Below are 18427 nucleotides of genomic sequence, written 5' to 3'. Positions count from 1 at the left end.
GACGGCAGCCAGGGAGCTCGCAGGCCAGCGGCGGTCGCGATGGACAGGCCGGCGATGTCGGCGGTCATGACGGCAGCCAGGGAGCTTGCAGGCCGGCGGCGGTCGCGATGGACAGGCCGGCGATGTCGGCGGTCATGACGGCAGCCAGCGGGCCCGCAGGTCGGGGCGCAGGTAGGCGGCGGGAGACGTGATGGACAGGCCGCCGTCGACCGGCAGGCACACGCCGGTGATGAAGCCGGCGCCCGGGGAGGCCAGGAACGCGACCGCCGCGGCGACCTCCTCCGGCGTGCCGACCCGCCCCAGCGGGTACCCCTCCGTCACGTTCGGCAGGTCGGCGCCGCCGATCATGCCGGGCGCCACGGCGTTGACGCGCACCCCGCGCGGGCCGTATTCGAGGGCGAGCTGGCGGACCAGCCCGTCCAGGCCCGCCTTGGCCGCGGCGTACCCGGGCAGGCCCGGGGCGGCCAGGAAGCTGTTCACCGACGTGACGGCCACGATGGAGCCGCCGCGGGGGAGGTACCGCAACGCCGCGCGACACGCGTAGAACGCGCCCGACAGGGTCACGTCGATGGCCGCCCGCCACTGCTCGTCGGTCTGCTCAAGGGCCGGGGCGACGGGCATCACGGCGGCGGCCAGCACCAGCACGTCCAGGCCGCCGAGGGCGTCGGCCGTGCGGGTGACCGCCTCGGTGGCGCCCGCGCTGGTGGCGCAGTCGAGCGTCCAGTGCGCGGCGAAGGCGTCGCCGGACGGGGGCTCCAGGGCCACGCCCGCGACCCGGTCGCCCTGGTCGGCGAAGGCGCGGGCGATGGCCAGCCCGATCGGGGAGGTCGAGCCGAGGACCAGGACGGAACGGCTCATATGCCCAGGTCCGAGAGCACGAGGTCGAGCGCGGCCAGGGTGCCGGGGTCGGCGTCGGTAGCCGGCGGGCGGACCGTGGTCGAGGCGATGACGCCGCGGCGGTGCAGCACGTGCTTGTGGATCGACCAGGCGATGCCGGGCTGCAGGCCGAAGCGGATCAGCGGCAGGAGCCGGTTGAACGCGGCCCGGGCGGCGCCGTGATCGCCCTCGTCGACCAGGGCGAGCACCGCCCCGAGCAGGTCCGGGAACTCCGACGCCGGCATCGTGCCGACCGCCCCCCGCGCGTACTCCTCCAGCACGAACAGCGCGTTCTGCCCGCTGAGGACCCGGAAGCCGTCCGGCGCCGCGTCGGCGACGGCCCCGACCTTCGGCGCGGTCGGCTGGGTCTCCACCTTCACCGAGTCGACGCCGGCGAGCTTGGACAGTTCCAGGATCAGCGGTACGGGAATGTTGACCCCGGTCGAGCCGGGCGCGTCCTGCACCATCACCGACAGCCCGCCCTCGGCGGCGACGGTGCCGTAGAAGTCGACGATCTGCGACGGGGACGGCTTGACCATGAACGGCGGGATGACCATGCCAACGCTGGCCCCGGCCTCGGCGGCGGCGAGGCTCTGCTCGACGGCGTCGCGGGTGCCGGTCGCGGAGATGCCGGCGACGACCGGCCGGTCGGGGCCGGCGGCCTCGGTCACCACGGCGAGGATCTGCCGGCGCTCGGCGGCGGTCAGGGTGAAGCCCTCGCTCGCGAAGCCGAAGACCGCCAGGCCGGCGACGCCGTGCCCGATCGAGAAGTCGGCCAGGCGGCGCAGGCTGTCGAGGTCGAGCGACCCGTCGGGGTGGAACGGGGTGGCGAGCACGGGGATCAGCCCGCGCACGTCGGTGGAGCGGCTCACGAGGACTCCTCAAGGGCGGCGAGATCCACGTCGACGCCCAGGCCGGGCGCGGACGGGAGAGGGAAGGCAACCGGCCCGCCGGACAGCGGCCGGGTCAGGATGCGGTTGGCGACCGGGAACGGGCCCGGCTGGAACTCGAAGACCGGCATCAGCTCGATGGCGGCGGCGACGTGCAGGCCGGCGGCGAGGACTACGCCGAGGCCGACCGAGTGGTGCGGGGCCACCGGCACGTGGTGCGCGGCGGCGAGCTCGGCGATCGCCATCGCCTCCGTGATGCCGGTCCGGCCGACGTCGGGCTGGGCGAGGTCGAGCGCTCGGGCGCGCAGCCACTGCTGGAACTCGTAGCGGTTGCGAAGCATCTCGCCGACCGCGATCGGGGTGACGAGCGCGGCGGCCAGCTCGCGGTGGCCCTCCACGTCCTCGGGCACGAGCGGTGCCTCGAGGAACCAGGCCCCGCGCTCGTCGAGGGCCCGGCCGAGGCGCAGCGCATCGGCCAGATCGTAGGCCCAGTGCGCGTCGACGGCGACCCGCAGCCCGGCGGCGGCGACGGCGTCGTAGGCGGCCAGGTCGGCCCGCACGCCCCGGCCGAGGTGCAGCTTGACCGAGGTGACGCCCTTGGCCGCCCACTCGCGGGCCAGCTCCGCCCGCTCGTCGTCGGTGTTGACCGGCAGGCCGGAGACGTACGTCGGCACGCTCTCCCGGAAGGCCCCGCCGAGCAGGGCGTGCACCGGTAGCCCGGCGGCCTTGCCGGCCAGGTCCCACAGCGCGATGTCGACCGCGGCCAGCGCGTCGGCCTGGTGGCCGACCAGGTGCCCGCGCTCGCGCATGAGCCCGGTCAGGGTGGCCCACAGCGGCCGGACCCGGGTCGGGTCGGCGCCGAGCAGGGCCGGGGTGAGCAGCCTCTCGACGATCGCGGCCGGCACCTCGGGGGCCACCGGTGCCAGCGCCTCGCCCCAGCCGACCGTGCCGTCGTCGCAGGTGAGCCGCACGATCAGGGTCTCGAAGCGGTCGGAGTAGAGGCTGCGCCAGGGCGGGCGCACGTAGTACTCGGCGCCGGGCGCGGGCCGGGTGGCCGCGCCCAGGTACACGTCCGGGCCGCGCAGCTTCACGGGGTACGCGGCCACATCAACGATCTTCACACAGAACCTCCGCCTAGCGGTTGACCGCTTGCAGTGTGCGGGATAGTTTGCCGCATAACGCAAGAGACTTCCAGAGAGGGACCCGATGGCAGCGGATGTTGGAAGCAACCAGAGCGTCGAGCGGGCGCTCACCGTGCTGCGGGTCTTCACCGCGGGCCGGTCGGAGCTTCGGGTGTCGGACGTGGCCAAGCTCGCCGACCTGGGGCTCTCCACGGCCTCGCGGCTGCTGGCCACCCTCGAGGCGGCCGGGTTCGTCGACCGCGACCCGGTCAGCGGGCTCTACCGCCTGGGGCTCGACACGGTGAGCCTGGCCGGCGCGGTGCTCAACGGCCACCCGGTGCACCGCGAGGCCCGGCAGATCGCGCAGAACCTCGCGGCCGAGCTCGGGCTGGGCGTCAACGTCGCCGTCCGGCGCGAGGCCACCCTGTTCTACCTGCTCAACTTCGAAGGGCGGCAGGCGCCGCGCTCGTTCGTGCTGTCCGGGCAGCGCAACCCGCTGCACGCCACCGGCCTGGGCAAATCCCTGCTGACCGGGTTGAGCGCGGCCGAGCGCCGGGCACTGCTGCCGGCGAGTGGGCTGGTGGCGTACACCCCGAAGACCGTGACGACCCACGAGCAGCTCGACGCGGCCGTCGAGCTGACGCTGAGCCGGGGCTACGGCACCGAGATCGAGGAGCTCGCGCACGGGCGGGCCTGCGTGGCGGCGCCCATCCGCGACGGCTCGGGCGCGGTCGTGGCCGCCCTGTCGGTCTCCGGTCCGCTCTCCGCAATCGACTTGCAGCACCGCGAGGCCGAACTGTCCCGCTGCGTGATCGAGGCGGCCGACTCGATCTCCATCGGCCTGGGGTACGTCGGACCGGCCCATCACATCAGCAGCCTGGAGACGGCGCGATGAGCGCTTGTGCCGGGCATGAACCTCGTGTAAGACTCCCTCGCATGCGGTCGATAGTATACGACGATCGCCTGACCAGGGGAGATGGCGTGGAACGCCTCGAAGGATTCCAGACCAAGGCCGATGTCGTGTACGACCGGCTGCGCGACGCCATCCTCTCCGGCGAGCTGCGCCCGGGCGCCCGGATCAACATCGACGCGCTGTCCCGCTCCCTCGGCATCAGCAAGATCCCGCTGCGCGAGGCGATCCAGCGGCTCACCGGCCAGGGGCTCGTCGTGCAGCCCAACCCGCACGTCGGCGCCCACGTGGCGCCACTGTCGCTGCGCGAGATGCGCGGGGTGTACCTGGCCCGCGGCGCGATGGAGGGCCTGGCCGCCCGGGTCGCCGCCACCACGATCGGCGACGCGGAGCTGGCGGAGCTCTCGGAGCTGCACGAGCGGATGCGCTTCCAGTTCGAGCGCGGCAAGCTCGCCCCGATGTCGGAGCTGAACCGCCAGTTCCACACCGGCATCGCCACCGCTACCCACTACGCGACGCTGCGCGAGATGAGCGACCTCGCGTTGCTGCGCGTGCAGCACTACCGCATCGGCGTGCGCGTCGACCCGGCCTGGGGCCAGGTCATCACCGAGCACGCCGCGATCCTCGACGCGCTGGGCCGTCACGACCCCGACGCCGCCGAGCGGGCCGCCCGCGACCACGTCGAGTGGCAGCTCGGCGTGGAGCTACGGGCCCATCTCGACCCCGACCTCATCGACCTCGACGACGACCACCCCAGCGTCGCCACGAAGGTGGTGGAGCCATGACCACAGACACCCCCGCGCGGCCGGCCCGCCGCGGGCTCTCCGACCGCACATTCGGCTTCCTGCTGACGCTGCCCGCCCTGGCCCTGCTGGCCGCCGTGGTGCTCTATCCGCTGATCGGCGCGCTGAGCACCAGCCTGTTCCGGCAGAGCCTGGTGCTGCCGGGCCGCTCCTTCGTCGGCCTGGACAACTTCCGCTCGGTGCTGTCCCAGAACTTCTGGCCGGTACTGCAGAACACGCTGGTGTTCACGGTCGGCTCGACCGTCGTGCCGGTCCTCATCGGCTTCGCCCTGGCGCTCGCGCTCAACACCCGCATCCGGGGCCGGGCCGTGCTGCGCGGGCTGTTCCTCTTCCCCTGGGTGATCCCCGGCGTGGTCGTCTCGTTCGTCTGGCTGTGGATCTTCAACGCCAACTACGGCCTGCTCAACGGCCTGCTGGTCAGGCTGCACATCGTCAGCGAGCCGATCAGCTGGTTCAGCGAGCCGGGCACCGCGATGGCGGCCGTCATCGTGGCCAAGAGCTGGGCCAGCTTCCCCTGGATCATGGTGATGCTGCTGGCCGGCCTGCAGACGGTCCCGGTCACGCTGCACGAGGCCGCCGCGCTGGACGGCGCCGGGGCCATCGCGCGCTTCTGGCACGTCACGCTGCCGCACCTGCGCGGGATTCTGGGCATCGTCGTACTGCTGGAAGTCATCTGGAACGTCCAGCACTTCGACATGATCTACGTGCTCACCGGCGGCGGACCGGCCGGCTCGACCACCACGTTCGCCGTGGCGGTCTACGACTCCGCCTTCAAGGCCTTCGACCTCGGCAAGGCGAGCGCGCTCGGCGCCCTCTGGCTGGTGCTCATCCTCGGGCTGGTCATCGTCTACGTCCGCCTGACCGAGCGGGGTGAGAAGGCGTGAGCATCCAGCAGCTCGACAAGCCCGTCGCGCAGGCCGAGGAGGCGCCCGCCCCCCGGCGCAAGCCCAGGCGGCCCCGCACCCTCGGCGCGGCCTCGGTCGTGGCCATCATCGGGATCTTCGCCTTCGGGCCGGTCTACTGGGTGCTGGTCACCGCGCTCACCCCGACCCACGACGTGTTCCGCTTCCCGCCGCACTTCTTCCCCGACCACATCACGTTCGAGCACTTCGGCAACCTCGCCGACAATCCCAAGCTCCTGCGGTACCTCCTCAACAGCATCCTGGTGTCGGCCGTCACCGCGGTGCTGACCGTCATCGTCTCGGCCTACACGGGGTACTCGTTCGCCAAGTTCCGCTATCGCGGGCGGCGCGCGCTCATGTACCTCGTGCTCGCCTCGCAGATGTTCCCGCAGGCGGTGCTGCTCATCACGCTGTACCTGGTGTTCAGCGCCGTCGGGATGCGCGACTCCTATCTGGCCCTGATCCTGTCCTTCACCACCTTCACGCTGCCGCTGTGCGTGTGGATGCTCAAGGGCTTCTTCGACACGATCCCCGACGAGCTGCTGGAGGCGGCCAAGGTCGACGGCGCCGGGCAGGGCGCCATCATCCACCGCATCCTGCTGCCGGTGTCGCTGCCGGGCCTGGTCGCCACCGGCCTGTTCGCGTTCATCCGCGGCTGGAACGACTTCATCTTCGCCCTCACGCTCGCCGGGCCGGACAAGCAGACGCTGCCGCCCGGCCTGGTCAACACCTACCTCGGCGAGTTCGAGACGGCGTGGCCCGACCTCATGGCCGCCTCCCTCGTCGTGTCGCTGCCGGTCGTCATCGGCTTCACCGTCCTGCAGCGCTACCTCGTTGCCGGGCTCACCTCCGGCGCCGTAAAAGGCTGACACCCCCCTTGGAGATCCACATGTCGCAACCGATCTCGCGCCGCTCCATGTTGCGGATGCTCGGAATCGGCGCAGGAGCGGCCGCCCTCGCCGCCTGCGCCCCGTCCACCCAGGCCCCCACTCCCGCCGGCACTGAAGGACTCAAGGACGACGGCGTGAAGGAGTTCCCCTTCACCTCGTGGTCGTTCAACGAGGCCGTCACCAAGCAGCCGATGCAGGACCAGATCACGAAGTACCAGTCGGCCAACGCCGGGGTGAAGATCAACACGCCGTCGTACCCCTACAACGACTACCTCAACCAGCTGCTCCTGCAGGTGCAGGGCGGGCAGCTCACCGGCGCCGTGCAGGTCGACGTCGCCTGGCTGGCCACGCTGGCCGCCACCGGCAAGCTGATCGACCTCAAGAGCGTCGCGACCGGTGCCGACTACGCCCCGGCGGCGCTGGCCCTCGGCCAGTCCAACGGCACCCAGTACGGCCTGCCGTGGACCTTCGCCGGCATCGGTCTGATCAGCAACAACGAGCTGCTCACCAAGGCCGGCGTGACGAGCCCGCCCAAGACGATCGAGGAGTTCGAGGCGGCCCTCAACGCGGTCAAGGGCCTCGGCAACGGCATCGTGCCGTGGGCCGGCATGACCAAGGTCGACCAGCTCAAGGACATCATCCCGTGGATGTGGGAGTTCGGCTCCCCGATCGTCCAGGACAACAAGATCGTGATCGGGGACGACGGCAGCGTCGCGGCCCTGACGTGGTACAAGAAGCTCTACGACCAGAAGCTCATCGCGCCCGACGTCAACCGGGTCGACGCCCGCGCGCTCATGTCGCAGGGCAAGACCGCCTTCTACGAGGACGCGATCGGTGGCAAGGCGACGGTCACCAAGTCCTCGCCGGACAAGGACCTCGGCGGCAAGATGGCGCCGGTCGCCCGGCCGGTGAAGGCCTCCGGCGACAAGCCCCGCCACCTCGCCTGGGGCCAGGTCATCGCGGTCATGAACGGCTCGGGCGCGGCCGCCGCGGCCAACTACGCCAAGACGATCACCACCGACCAGGCCTACGCGGTGGAGTACTTCACCAAGACCGGCCTGCCGCCGACCACCAACGCCGGCCTGGCCGACAGCGCGGTGAAGAACGACAAGTTCGCCACCGACTTCACCGCCCAGATCGGCGCCAACTCCAGCGCCAGCCCGTTCTGGATCTACCCGCAGTTCTCCCAGATGGAGAAGGTCCTCGCGGAGGAGGTGCAGTCGATCCTGATTGGCAAGAAGCAGGTCAAGGAGGCGCTCACCTCGGCCCGTGACCGGATGAACGACCTGATCAAGTAGGGGACTCTCCCGTGAAGCTCACCATCGCGTCTGTCGAGGCCATCGCGCTGTCCGCGCCGTTCGAGCGGGTGTACGGCAGCCTCGACGCGGTCCCGGAGTGGCTGCTCACTCCCGCCTCCAGCCACCGGGTGCTGCCCCGGCTGGGGCAGTTCACCACGCTCGTGCGGATCCGTACGACCGACGGGCTGGAGGGGATCGGCGAGGCGTACGGGCTGCCCGAGCCGCGCGTCACCGCCACCATCATCGGCAACCTGCTCGCGCCGATGCTGATCGGCCGGGACGCCGGCGCCTCCGAGGCGCTGTGGGAGCTCATGTTCGGCGCCCAGGCCGGTGCCGGGCGGGTCGGCGGCTTCTACCTCGAGGCGATCAGCGGCATCGACCTGGCGCTGTGGGACCTGCGGGGCAAGGCCGCCGGGCTGCCCGTGCACCGGCTGCTCGGCGGGCCGGTCCGCGAGAGCGTGCCGGTCTACGCGAGCCCCATCCCGTTCCTGCCAACGGTCGAGGAGTCGGCCGAGCGCGCGGAGGCCTTCGTCGCCCAGGGCTTCCGCGCGGTGAAGCTCAAGCTGGGCCGGGGCGAGGCGACCGACCTCGCCCACGCCGAGGCGGTGGTGGCGGCGCTGGCCGGCCGGGCGGCGCTGCACGTCGACCTCAACTGCGCCTACGACGTCAAGACCGCCGTGCGGCTCGGGCTCGCGCTGGAGCCGCTCGGCGTGCGCTGGCTGGAGGAGCCGCTCGCCACGGACGACGTGGCGGGGCTGGCCGAGGTGCGCGCCGGCGTGCGCATCCCGGTCGTCACGGGGGAGAGCGAGTTCATCCGGTACGGCTACCGCGACTTCCTGCTGCAGCGGGCCGTCGACGTGGTCATGCCCAACCTCACCCGGGCCGGCGGCATCACCGAGGCCCGCCGGATCGCGGCGCTGTGCGACGCCTTTCACGTCGCCGTCTCCCCGCACGGGGTCGGCTCGGCGGTGGGGCTGGCGGCCGCGCTGCAGTTCGCCGCGGCCACCCCGAACGTGCCCATCTACGAGTACAACCGGCTGCCGAACCCGCTGCGCGACGACCTGCCGGCCACCCGTCCGTCCCTTGTGGATGGTGCGCTGGTCGTGCCGGCCGAGCCGGGGCTGGGCGTCACGCTCGACGAGGAGCTGATCGCCCAGTACGAGGTCTTCCGTGCCTGACATCGCGGTCGTCACGGGCGCGGCCGGCGGGATCGGCTCGGCCGTCGCCGACCGGCTGCGCGCCGACGGCTACACCGTCGTCGGCCTCGACCTCGCCGGGTCCGATGTGGACTGTGACGTCACGTCGGAGCCGTCCGTGGCCGCGGCCCTGGCACAACGGCAGGTCGGCGTGCTGGTCACGTGCGCCGGGGTCACCACCGGGGCGAAGGCGCACGAGACCACCCTCGCCGACTGGCACACCGTCATCGACACCAACCTCACGTCCGCCTTCCTCTGCGCCAAGCACGCCCTGCCCGGCATGATCGCGGCCGGGCGCGGCGTGATCGTCACCATCGGCTCCGTCCACGGCCACGTGTTCGCCCCCGGCCTGCCCGCCTACGCCGCCGCCAAGGCGGGGCTGGCCGCCTTCACCCGCCAGCTCGCCGTCGACTACGGGCCGGCCGGGATCCGCGCGGTGTCGATCGCGCCCGGCTGGATCCGCACCCCCGCCACCACCGCCCGGCTCGCCGGCGACGACGACACGCTCCGGCAGCGCGAGGCGCACCCACTCGGGCGCCTCGGCGAGCCGGCCGACGTCGCCGCCGCGGTGTCCTACGCCGTCTCCGACGGCGCGGCCCTGCTCACCGGCACCGAGATCGTGCTGGACGGGGGCGCGACGGCGGTGCAGGCGGCCGCCCTGCTGCGCCCCGGACCCCGCCAGGCCCTGGGGCTGCCCCCGCTCTCGTAATCGTCAGGAGACCTCCGCCATGGCTCTGACCAGAAGAACCGCCCTCGGGATCGCGGCCGGCGCCGTCGTCGGCGCCTCGGCCTACCCGCGCCCGGCGAGCGCCGCCGCGGCCGACTACGTGATCCGGCACGACCAGCCCCGCCAGACCATCCTCGGCCTCGGGGTCGAGATCCAGTCCGACTCGATCGGCTCGGGCAACAACGGCCTGCCGACCGCCACCACCTCGGTGCCGCACGACCTCGTGGCGACCGAGCGCACCCGGATGTACCGCGACCTGCTGAAGATCCGCGACGACCGGGGCTTCCGCTACCTGCGCCTGGCCCTCGGGCTGTACCTGCGCGGCCTCGACACCGCCCAGAAGCAGATCGTGGGCCGCTGGTCGACCCAGCTGAGCGAGCTGGCCGAGCTGGTCTCGCAGTCGGCGATCGAGGGCGTCTCGGCCGAGTACTGGTCGCCGGCGCCGGGCTGGAAGAGCAACGGCAGCTACATCGGCGGCAGCATCGCCTCCACCGACCCGGGCTGGCTCGACCAGTTCGGCGACGCGATCGTGCGCGACCTGCAGTACCTGCGCGACAACGGCCTGCCGGTGAAGATGTTCAGCCTGCAGAACGAGCCGAGCGTGGCCGGGGTGGCCTACTCCTGCTGCGGGTACAGCAACGACCAGTACTACAAGGCGTTCAAGGCGATCGCGCCGAAGGTCCGGGCCGCCTTCCCCGACGTGTTCATCCACGCCGACGCCGACAACGGCCAGCGGGGCCGCGGCGGGGCGCTCATCCGGGGCGACGCCACCGCGCTGTCCTATGTGGACGGATGGTCGTTCCACCGCATCGGCTCCGACAGCAACGACCAGCTGCAGAACAACTACACCAGCGACGCGGCGGGCAAGCCGGTCTTCTCCAACGAGTTCGAGTACCAGGTGCCGACCAGCGACTGGAAGATGGTCAACACCGCCCAGTCGATCATGAACTGGATGACCTTCCAGAACTCGCCGACCTGGTTCTGGCTGCACGCGCTCAAGCCGACGTACAACGCCGAGTCCTCGGGCTACTCGCTCGGCTACTGGCGGCCGTACGACGACAACGACTACACGAAGTTCCCGAACATCGCCCAGGGGCACTGGGACTACAACCCGCAGAACTTCAACGGCGTGCACGGGTTCGTGAAGTACCTGCCGTGGAACTCGGTGCGCTACGCGGTCGACGAGGGCACGGTGCGTACCGAGCAGCGGATCATGGCGTGGAAGACGCCGCAGGGCAAGCTCGTGTTCGCCTTCACCAACCGCAGCACGTCGAGCGTGACGTACACCGTCGACACCGGCTCCACGCGGGCGTTCCAGGGGCAGCAGTACACGCCCACGTCGCGCAACGCCAACCTGGCCGACAAGACCGGGCCGGTGCTGACGCTGTCGCTGCCACCCACCTCCATTCAATTCTGGATCGAGCGACTGTGAACTCTTTCGACACGCTGCTGTCCGGCCGTCCCCTCGTCGCCATCCTGCGCGGAGTCCCGGCACCGACGGCGGTCGCGCTCGCGACCGCCGTGTGGGACTCCGGCCTCGGCGTGGTCGAGGTGCCCATCCAGACCCCGGCGGCGGTCGAGTGCCTGCGGGCGGTCGCCGCGGCCGGGGCGGAGCGCGGCGCGCTCGTCGGCGCCGGCACGGTGGTGACGGCCGAGCAGGTGGCGGTCGCGGCCGCGGCGGGTGCGGTGTTCACCGTCGCGCCGGGCCTGGACGCCGAGGTCGTCGCGGCCAGCCGCGCGGCCGGGCTGCCGCACCTGCCCGGGGTCGCCACCCCGACCGAGGTGCACCACGCGCTGAAGGCCGGGTGCACCTGGCTGAAGGCGTTCCCGGCCGGGTCGCTGGGCCCCGGCTGGATCCGCGAGCTGCGCGGGCCGTTCCCCGACGCGAAGTTCGTGGCCACGGGCGGCATCGGCGCGGACAACGCCCGCGACTACCTCGACGCGGGGGCCCTAGCCCTCGGGGTCGGCGGCTCGGTCACCCGGCCGGGCGGCCTCGAGGCGCTGCTCGACGCGCTCCGGCAATGAACCACCCGATCTCATGAGCCTTCGGCTGTACTACGGGAGGAACTGATGCGCCGCGCACTCACCCTGACGCTGGCCGCCGCTGTTCTGGTGACGGTTCCCGGCGTCCCCGCCCACGCCGACCCGACCGGCACCGGCTGGACCCTGGTCTTCTCCGACGACTTCTCGGCCAACTCCGTCGACACCGCCAAGTGGAACTACCGCACCGACAGCAAGGCCTACAGCACCCAGCGCCCCGAGAACGTCTCGCAGAGCGGCGGCTACCTCAACATCGCGCTCAAGAAGGAGACCTACGGCGGCAAGGACTACACCGGCGGCGGCCTGGTCAGCAAGCAGGCCGTGCGGTACGGCTACTACGAGACGAGGGCCAAGCTCAACGACGGCTCCGGCTGGCACAGCTCGTTCTGGATCATGAACGGCGACGGCTCGACCACCTTCCCGGCCTCCCAGCGCACCGAGATCGACGGCTTCGAGATCGACTCGGTGAGCCCCACGAAGATCCACCACGGCGTGCTGACGTGGAAGGGCAACGGCGTCTCGGCCGGCAAGTCCTACGGCACCACCTACACGGACGCCGCCGTCGACTCCCGCCAGTGGCACACGTACGGCATCGACTGGTCGGAGACGTCGACCAAGTTCTACGTCGACGGCGTGCTGCGCTACAGCGCGCCCTACCTGCCCAGCGACTGGACGCACGACTACGTCAACATCTGGCTGACCAGCATCGCCTACGGCAACCTGCCCGACGACACCAAGCTGCCGGCGACCGTCCAGTTCGACTACGTGAAGTTCTGGCAGAAGGACTACTACGTCGACAACGACGGCCCGGCGGCCTACGGCTACGGCGAGACCGGCGCCTGGAACGCCTCGACGCTGACCGGCTGGACCGCCGGCTCGCCGACCCGCTACGCCACCTGCAACAGCGCCGGCAACACCGCGACCTGGCGGCCGAACCTCCGAGCCGCCGGCGACTACCAGGTGTACTGGTACAAGGTGGCGGCGAGCAACAGCGACCCGGCCTCGAAGCTCGCGGTGGCCCACGACGGCACCACGACGACGACCACGGTCGACGGCACGGCGGGCTCCTCCGGCTGGGTCAGCCTGGGCACGTACGGCTTCCCGGCCGGCACGGGCGGCGCGGTGACCCTGACCAGCAGCGGCTCGGGCTGCGCCCGCGCCGATGCCGTGAAGTTCGTGCGGGTGTAGCGGATGCTCGTCGAGGCGGTGCACGGGCACCGGTGCGAGCTGGGCGAGTCCCCCCGCTGGGACGCCGCCCGCGGGGAGCTCGTCTGGACCGACGTCCCGGCCGGTCGCGTGCACCGGGCCGGCTGGGACGGCCGCCGCCTCGACGCGGGCACCGTCGCCGAGTATCCCGGCCCGGTGCCGCTGTGCCTGCCCGGTGTGGTGGTCGCCGTCGGGCCGACCCTCTGGTGGCTCGACCCAGTCGCGGCGGTGGAACTCCCCGTGCCGCCGGGCCACCGCTGCAACGACGGCGGGCTGGACCGGCGGGGCCGCCTGCTGGTCGGCTCGATGGCCGGCGACGCGGCGGCGGGGCAGGGCGCGCTGTGGTCGGTCGAGCCCGGTTCGGCGCCCCGCCGCTTGATCGGGGCCGCCACGGTGCCCAACGGCCTGTGCTTCAGCCCCGACGGCGGGCTCCTCTACTGGGTCGACAGCGGGCCCCGCACGCTGTCGGTCTTCGAGTACGACCAGGGCACCGGCGAGCTGGGCCGGCGCCGGGCGCGGTGGCGGCTCGGCGATGGCGCGGCGAAGCCGGACGGCATGGCCGCCGACCCGGACGGGATGCTGTGGATCGCCCTGTGGGACGGTGGCCGGGTCGTTCGGGTCGACCCGGCCACCGGCGCCACGCTCGCGACCGTCGAGCTGCCCGCGGACAAGCCCACGGCCTGCTGCTTCGGCGGGCCCGGGCGCGACGTCCTGTTCGTCACGACGGCGGCCCGGGGATCCGACGACCCCCGGGCCGGCCTGGTGTACGCGGTGCGCCTCTGAACGTGCGCCCCTAGAGGATGCCGCGGGCCTGGAACGCGGCCCGCACCTTGTTGGCCGCCGCCTGGCCGTAGAGGGCCTTCGCCGTCTTCACGGTCTCCCGCGCGGCCGCCGGCATCGTGGTGTCGGGGGCGAAGCCGAACTGGGCCTCGATGATCACCTTGTTGGCCGCCGTGCGCCCGAGCGCGCCGTTGACGTCGAACAGCGCCCGCGACCAGATCTCGCCGTCGGCGTGCACCTCGCCCTCGAGGTCGCCCGGGTACATCTTGGCGCCGTCGACGCGGCGCAGGCAGTGCGGCTCGTCGTCGGTGTAGGCGGTCGCGTCCCAGTCGGCGATGCAGGCCAGCGGCGTGCGGGCGGTGTCGGGGCTGGACGCCTGCGACATCGTGAACGCCCAGTAGTCGCCGAAGCCCTCGCCGATCGAGCCGGCCTCGAGCTCCTCGCCGAAGCCCGGCACCTGGTCGTCCTGGATCGCGTGGCCGTACTCGTGCCAGATCACCTCGTTGTCCTCGGCGTCGTCGACGCCGCCGGTGCCGAACGTGATCTGGTCGGTGTCCGGGTCGTAGAACGAGTTGTCGTCGGTCAGGCCGGTCGTCGAGTAGTCCTGCGGCTCGTTGTTCACGTCGTTGAAGCCGAGCGTGTGGAGGTACTGCTGGGCGGAGGTGATGTTGTAGTAGCCCATCACCTGCTCGAAGCCGCGCTGCGAGCGGTTGTAGTCGAAGGCCCGCCGCGCGGAGTGGACCGGGTTGGCGCTGACGTTGTCGGCGAAGTCGCCCTGCAGCGTGGTCGCCCCCGCGTCGAGGTGGGTCAGGGTCACCGTCTTGTAGGCCGCCCGCAGGGCCGGGTAGTCGGCGTCCTTGCGATCGGTCAGCGACTCGTTCTGCAGCGCGACGACCGGGTTGGGGTCGAAGACCGTGCCCGTGCCGGTGGCCCGGTGGGCCAGGTTCTTCTCCGCGAGCGTGGCGCCGCTGCCGGCGTCGAGCACCGTGCGCACGGTGCCGTGCCCGGTGCGGGTCACGACCACCCAGGCCAGTTTCGCGCTCGCGCCGGGCAGCACGACGAGCTCGGAGCGGGCCGCCTGCCCGCCGACCCGCCCGGCCACGGACGCGCGGGCGTGGTCGGCGGCGACGCCCGGCGTCTCGCTCGCCAGGCCGCGCACGTCGAGGCGGCCGTCCTGGACGGTGACCTCGCCGGTCGCGGCGTCGGTGTGGGTCACGTAGTAGCCGCCGAGCACCGGCAGGCCGTGGTAGAGCTGCTGGTACCACGTGTGCGTGCCCAGCAGCGACTGCCGGACCTGCACCTGCCGCAGCCCGTCCGGCACCGCCGCCGGGGCCGCGTGCGCCGGGGTCCCGGCCGCCGCGGCCAGCAGCGCGCCGGTCGCCAGCGCGGCCAGACATCCTCGCGTACGTCGATGCATTGTGCCCCCTCACCTCTGACGAATGGTCGTCATGCTATGCGCGCATGATGATGTATTTACATCTATCGAGATTCGTCGAGGGGGCGGTCGAGGGGTGGCATTCCGCCGGGATTGCCGAATCGCTCCGCCGCTGGTCAGGGTTTGTTGTGGCCGTCCACAAAGGCAGCACGTAGCGTTGCTTTAACGATCATTAACCTGGAGCTCGCGCCGGGGCCGGTCGGAATTGACCAGGTGGCGCCGGAGCGCATTTCCGCGGCTCACGGCCGCTGCGCCCAGCGTCGGGGGCCGGCGGGTTGCATCGATCGATCCATTGACATGTACCTGTCAGTAGCGACACACTTCCTGTTCGTAGAACCTTGCTAGCTGGCCGTCACCACGGGGGTAGACCGATGCTGCCATCGTTAGCCGTGTGCGCTGCGCTCGTTCTGGGCGCCGTCCTGCTCAGCTCCGGCATCGCCAAGCTGACCGTCGCGCGGTCCGCCGTGAGCGCCGTCGCCGAGGTGCTGCCCGGGATCGGGGCGGGCGCCGCCGTGATCGTCCGGGTCGTCGCCGTCGTCGAGGTGCTCGCCGCCGTGGCGCTGGCCGTGCCGCCCGCGCGGGTGGCCGGGCTCGCCGCCGCCGTCGTGCTGGGGCTCGTCTTCGCCGGGGCCGGCGGGCTCGGGCTGCTGCGCAAGGCGAGCAAGGACTGCGGCTGCTTCGGCCGGGCCGCCGGCAAGCCGCTGGGCGCGCGCACCATCGGCGTCGGGCTGCTGATCGCCGCGGCCGCGACGCTGGCGCTCGCCCGGGCCGGCGACGGGCCCGACTGGACCGGCGACGTGCCGCTCAACCTCTCGCTCGTCGCGGCGCTCACCGTCCTGTTCACCGGATGGCTGTACCGCGACCTGATCCGTGACCTGGTCCGACCGCCTCGGGCGCAGAGCGCGTCCGCGAAGGGAGCTTCGGCATGATGTACGTCTTCGGGCTCGTCGCCCTCGTTCTGGCGGCCGGCATGGTGGTGCTCTTCGCGATGCTGGGCGAGCTCAGCGCGCGGGTCGGGCCGGGCTCGGCGCCGCAGGTGGAGAGCTCGGTGTGGGTGCTCACCGACGTGGCCCTCGGCGGGGTGCCCTCCGCCCTGCCCGCCGGCCTGAGCGGCCTCAACGGCCTCGACCGGCTGGACCGCCGAGGGCCGTCGATGCTGCTGGTCCTCAGCACGCAGTGCCGCACCTGCACGTCGGTCGGCGAGCAGCTGCGCGACAACCCCGACCTGGCCGACCCGGCCACGATCGGCGTGGTGGTGACGACGGGCGAGGCCTCGCAGGGGGCGGCGTTCATCCAGCGGTACAACCTGGGCTCCATCCCCAACCACATCGACCTCGACGGCGCGTGGATGCGCACCCAGTTCGGCGTCAACTTCAGCCCCACGGCGCTGGTGTTCCGCGACGGCGTGCTCGTGTCGGCGCTGGGCTTCACCTCTGTGCCCGCGCTGCGCGCCGCCGTGCTCGACGCGGCCGAGCGGGTCATCACCGGCGACGAGCCGGTCGCGGCGCGGGGCTGATCGCGTTGGCCGTCTGGGTGGTCCTCGGCGTGGCCGGGGCGGTGCTGCAGATCCTCAGCCCTTGAGGCGTGTCCATGGCCGGGGTCGCCGGTCCGATGCTGCGGGAGCGTGATCAGCGCTTCGCCGCGGTGCGTTTCCTCATCGCGCTCGCCATCGGCGGGGTCGCGGCCGCGCTCGTCCTCGCGCTGCTGGTGTACCCGGCCGGCCGGTTGCTGGCCTCCGTGCTGCCCCGCGACGCGCGACTCCTCGTGCTGGCCGCCCTCACGGCGGTGCTCGGCGTGGCCGACCTGCGCGACCGCACGCCGCACATGTGGCGGCAGGTCCCGCAGTCGCTGGTGCGCCAGCTCCCGCCCGGGCCGCTGGGGCTGGTCTGGGGCTTCGACCTGGGCCTGCTCTTCAGCACGCAGAAGGTGGTGTCCCTGCTGTGGGCGGCCATCGGTGCCGTACTGCTGCTGGATCCTGCCCTGGCGCCATGGGCCCTCGGCGCCTTCGCCATCACCGCCAGCGCGGTGGTCGCCCTGTGGAGCTTCACGCCCCTGTCCATCACGGTCCAAGCGAAGTGGAGTCCGGCATGGCTGCGCCGCATCCGGTGGGTGTCTGGATCGATCCTGCTGACAGCGGCAGTGGGCGCGACCCTGACAGCGCTGACCTGACCCCGTCGCTGCGGGTCGAGCCGGCCCGCGGGCAGGCGATGATCACCCGCTTCGACTGCGGCTCGCTGCGCAAGATGCTGCTGGTCCAGCTCCTGCACTGGCGGGTCAAGCGGGACGTGCGGCGCAACGCGCGGGGGTACCTCGGGATCGTGCTCCTGCGCGACTGGCGCCACCGCACCGTGCTGAGCATCTCGCTGTGGAAGGACCTGCGCAGCGTGTACTCGATGGGCGAGGTGCCGGCGCACATCGCCGTCACCCGGGTGCCCGCCAAGCTGGGCATCGCCACCAGCTGCGGCGTCTTCTGCTACTCCGGCGACTGGCGGGAGGTCATGTTCGGCGGCGGGCCCCAGCGCTCGCCGCTCGAGCCGTGGCGCGCCGTCAACCCGCCGGCCGGCGACCTGCCTGTCGGCGAGCCGTCGGTTACCCAAGTCCGCGCCGCGGGTCCCGCCGCGGACAACCCGACCGGGGCCACATCCGGGCGCCACACCGAGGCGCCCGGCGACCTTCAGGAGGCACCATGAGTGAAGTGCACGACCACGCACCGCCCGAGGAGTCGGCGGTGACGGCGCCGCGCAGCCGCCGGCGCATCCTCGGGATGCTCGGCGCGGGCGGCCTGGCCACGGCGGCGGCGGTCTTCGGCCGTTCGACCCCGGCCCTGGCCGGCAACTACAACTGCTGCAACCTGGCGTTCCCGCCGCCGAGCTCGAAGTACGTGAGCTACAGCACCTGCAAGACGTACACGAACTACGACTGGCTCTGCACCAACGGTGCGGGCCTGTACTGCCAGTGCTGTGAGGGCAAGAACAGCGCCGGCACCACCGTCGTCTCCGGCGCCAGCTGCAAGTACAACTAAGGAGGACCGATGCCCAACCAGCACGATTACGGCCTCGTGGTCCTGCAGACCGCGGCCGACGGCACCCAGACCCTCTCCGTGTGCGCGAAGATCGTCGACGGCCAGCCGGTCGCCACGACCGCCTCGTACACCGGCAAGATCGAGATCAACCTGCACGCCAACGCGCGGTTCACCTCCCTGGGCCGCACGCGGGTGAGCAACGACATCCTCGAGGTCTTCGCCGACTCGGCCGGCGTCGTCCACGTGCGCCAGCCCGCGACCGCCTGACCCATCCGATGACCGCGGCCGGCAGCAGCCCGCTGCCGGCCGCCGGTTCGCCTGATGCCAACAG

Annotated in this window: 21 protein-coding genes; 17 read left to right on the top strand and 4 right to left on the bottom strand. The window is 72.1% G+C overall.

All coding sequences use genetic code 11. The annotated features are described in order from the left end of the window. Window positions 1-132: 132 nt before the first annotated feature. The 3 genes from ABD352_RS03705 to ABD352_RS03695 are packed head-to-tail and all read right to left on the bottom strand — an operon-like array spanning window position 133 to window position 2887. Entirely contained in the window at window positions 133-858 is a 726-nt protein-coding gene (locus tag ABD352_RS03705; protein ID WP_344610755.1) for an SDR family NAD(P)-dependent oxidoreductase, read from the bottom strand. Beyond that, window positions 855-1748: a dihydrodipicolinate synthase family protein gene (locus ABD352_RS03700; RefSeq protein ID WP_344610754.1), complete on the bottom strand. Its 894-nt coding sequence runs from the start codon at window positions 1746-1748 to the stop codon at window positions 855-857. The genes ABD352_RS03705 and ABD352_RS03700 overlap by 4 nt, the downstream gene beginning before the upstream one ends. After that, the gene (locus ABD352_RS03695; RefSeq protein ID WP_344610753.1) at window positions 1745-2887 is read right to left on the bottom strand and encodes a mandelate racemase/muconate lactonizing enzyme family protein; all 1143 of its coding nucleotides are present in this window, start codon (window positions 2885-2887) and stop codon (window positions 1745-1747) included. Before ABD352_RS03695 ends, ABD352_RS03700 begins: the two co-directional genes overlap by 4 nt. Window positions 2888-2972: 85 nt before the next feature. Here ABD352_RS03695 and ABD352_RS03690 point away from each other — a divergent pair, with 85 nt between their 5' ends. From ABD352_RS03690 to ABD352_RS03640, 11 genes are all read left to right on the top strand, one after another. Continuing rightward, the gene (locus ABD352_RS03690; protein WP_344610752.1) at window positions 2973-3782 is read left to right on the top strand and encodes an IclR family transcriptional regulator; all 810 of its coding nucleotides are present in this window, start codon (window positions 2973-2975) and stop codon (window positions 3780-3782) included. Window positions 3783-3868: 86 nt separating this feature from the next. Next, on the top strand, window positions 3869-4582 hold the full coding sequence (locus ABD352_RS03685; RefSeq protein WP_344610751.1) for a GntR family transcriptional regulator: 714 nt from the start codon (window positions 3869-3871) through the stop codon (window positions 4580-4582). Next, on the top strand, window positions 4579-5484 hold the full coding sequence (locus ABD352_RS03680; protein ID WP_344610750.1) for a carbohydrate ABC transporter permease: 906 nt from the start codon (window positions 4579-4581) through the stop codon (window positions 5482-5484). The genes ABD352_RS03685 and ABD352_RS03680 overlap by 4 nt, the downstream gene beginning before the upstream one ends. Then, the gene (locus ABD352_RS03675) at window positions 5481-6371 is read left to right on the top strand and encodes a carbohydrate ABC transporter permease (RefSeq protein ID WP_344610749.1); all 891 of its coding nucleotides are present in this window, start codon (window positions 5481-5483) and stop codon (window positions 6369-6371) included. The genes ABD352_RS03680 and ABD352_RS03675 overlap by 4 nt, the downstream gene beginning before the upstream one ends. Before the next feature lie 20 nt (window positions 6372-6391). Then, the gene (locus ABD352_RS03670) at window positions 6392-7690 is read left to right on the top strand and encodes an extracellular solute-binding protein (RefSeq protein ID WP_344610748.1); all 1299 of its coding nucleotides are present in this window, start codon (window positions 6392-6394) and stop codon (window positions 7688-7690) included. Window positions 7691-7701: 11 nt separating this feature from the next. After that, the gene (locus ABD352_RS03665; RefSeq protein WP_344610747.1) at window positions 7702-8868 is read left to right on the top strand and encodes a mandelate racemase/muconate lactonizing enzyme family protein; all 1167 of its coding nucleotides are present in this window, start codon (window positions 7702-7704) and stop codon (window positions 8866-8868) included. After that, complete coding sequence (locus ABD352_RS03660) at window positions 8861-9595, top strand: SDR family NAD(P)-dependent oxidoreductase (RefSeq protein ID WP_344610746.1); 735 nt, start codon at window positions 8861-8863, stop codon at window positions 9593-9595. Before ABD352_RS03665 ends, ABD352_RS03660 begins: the two co-directional genes overlap by 8 nt. 19 nt (window positions 9596-9614) lie before the next feature. Beyond that, window positions 9615-11045 (top strand): glycoside hydrolase, encoded by a 1431-nt coding sequence (locus ABD352_RS03655; protein WP_344610745.1) that lies wholly within the window; start codon window positions 9615-9617, stop codon window positions 11043-11045. After that, entirely contained in the window at window positions 11042-11638 is a 597-nt protein-coding gene (locus ABD352_RS03650) for a bifunctional 4-hydroxy-2-oxoglutarate aldolase/2-dehydro-3-deoxy-phosphogluconate aldolase (RefSeq protein WP_344610744.1), read from the top strand. Before ABD352_RS03655 ends, ABD352_RS03650 begins: the two co-directional genes overlap by 4 nt. A gap of 45 nt (window positions 11639-11683) precedes the next feature. Beyond that, window positions 11684-12841, top strand: a complete 1158-nt coding sequence (locus ABD352_RS03645) for a golvesin C-terminal-like domain-containing protein (RefSeq protein ID WP_344610743.1) — start codon at window positions 11684-11686, stop codon at window positions 12839-12841. A gap of 3 nt (window positions 12842-12844) precedes the next feature. Then, window positions 12845-13642, top strand: coding sequence for an SMP-30/gluconolactonase/LRE family protein (locus tag ABD352_RS03640; protein ID WP_344610742.1), 798 nt, complete (start codon window positions 12845-12847; stop codon window positions 13640-13642). Between the two features lie 10 nt (window positions 13643-13652). Here ABD352_RS03640 and ABD352_RS03635 read toward each other — a convergent pair whose 3' ends face one another. Continuing rightward, a complete protein-coding gene (locus ABD352_RS03635) occupies window positions 13653-15056 on the bottom strand; it encodes a M36 family metallopeptidase (protein ID WP_344610741.1) in 1404 nt (467 codons plus the stop codon). Window positions 15057-15445: 389 nt separating this feature from the next. Between ABD352_RS03635 and ABD352_RS03630 the strand changes: the two genes are divergently transcribed. The 6 genes from ABD352_RS03630 to ABD352_RS03605 all read left to right on the top strand — a co-directional run bounded on the left by ABD352_RS03630 (window position 15446) and on the right by ABD352_RS03605 (window position 18363). Then, window positions 15446-16003, top strand: a complete 558-nt coding sequence (locus ABD352_RS03630) for a MauE/DoxX family redox-associated membrane protein (RefSeq protein WP_344610740.1) — start codon at window positions 15446-15448, stop codon at window positions 16001-16003. Next, window positions 16000-16590 (top strand): hypothetical protein, encoded by a 591-nt coding sequence (locus ABD352_RS03625; RefSeq protein WP_344610739.1) that lies wholly within the window; start codon window positions 16000-16002, stop codon window positions 16588-16590. Before ABD352_RS03630 ends, ABD352_RS03625 begins: the two co-directional genes overlap by 4 nt. 74 nt (window positions 16591-16664) lie before the next feature. Beyond that, window positions 16665-17243, top strand: coding sequence for a hypothetical protein (locus ABD352_RS03620; RefSeq protein WP_344610738.1), 579 nt, complete (start codon window positions 16665-16667; stop codon window positions 17241-17243). Beyond that, window positions 17162-17764 (top strand): hypothetical protein, encoded by a 603-nt coding sequence (locus ABD352_RS03615; protein ID WP_344610737.1) that lies wholly within the window; start codon window positions 17162-17164, stop codon window positions 17762-17764. Before ABD352_RS03620 ends, ABD352_RS03615 begins: the two co-directional genes overlap by 82 nt. Next, complete coding sequence (locus ABD352_RS03610; protein ID WP_344610736.1) at window positions 17761-18096, top strand: hypothetical protein; 336 nt, start codon at window positions 17761-17763, stop codon at window positions 18094-18096. The genes ABD352_RS03615 and ABD352_RS03610 overlap by 4 nt, the downstream gene beginning before the upstream one ends. Before the next feature lie 9 nt (window positions 18097-18105). Beyond that, window positions 18106-18363, top strand: coding sequence for a hypothetical protein (locus tag ABD352_RS03605; RefSeq protein WP_344610735.1), 258 nt, complete (start codon window positions 18106-18108; stop codon window positions 18361-18363). Window positions 18364-18427: the final 64 nt, after the last annotated feature.

The organism is Dactylosporangium salmoneum (assembly GCF_039532525.1).
GTDB lineage: Bacteria > Actinomycetota > Actinomycetes > Mycobacteriales > Micromonosporaceae > Dactylosporangium > Dactylosporangium salmoneum.
The sequence above is the reverse complement of the archived record's forward strand: the minus strand, read 5'-3'. Positions and strand labels throughout refer to the sequence as shown.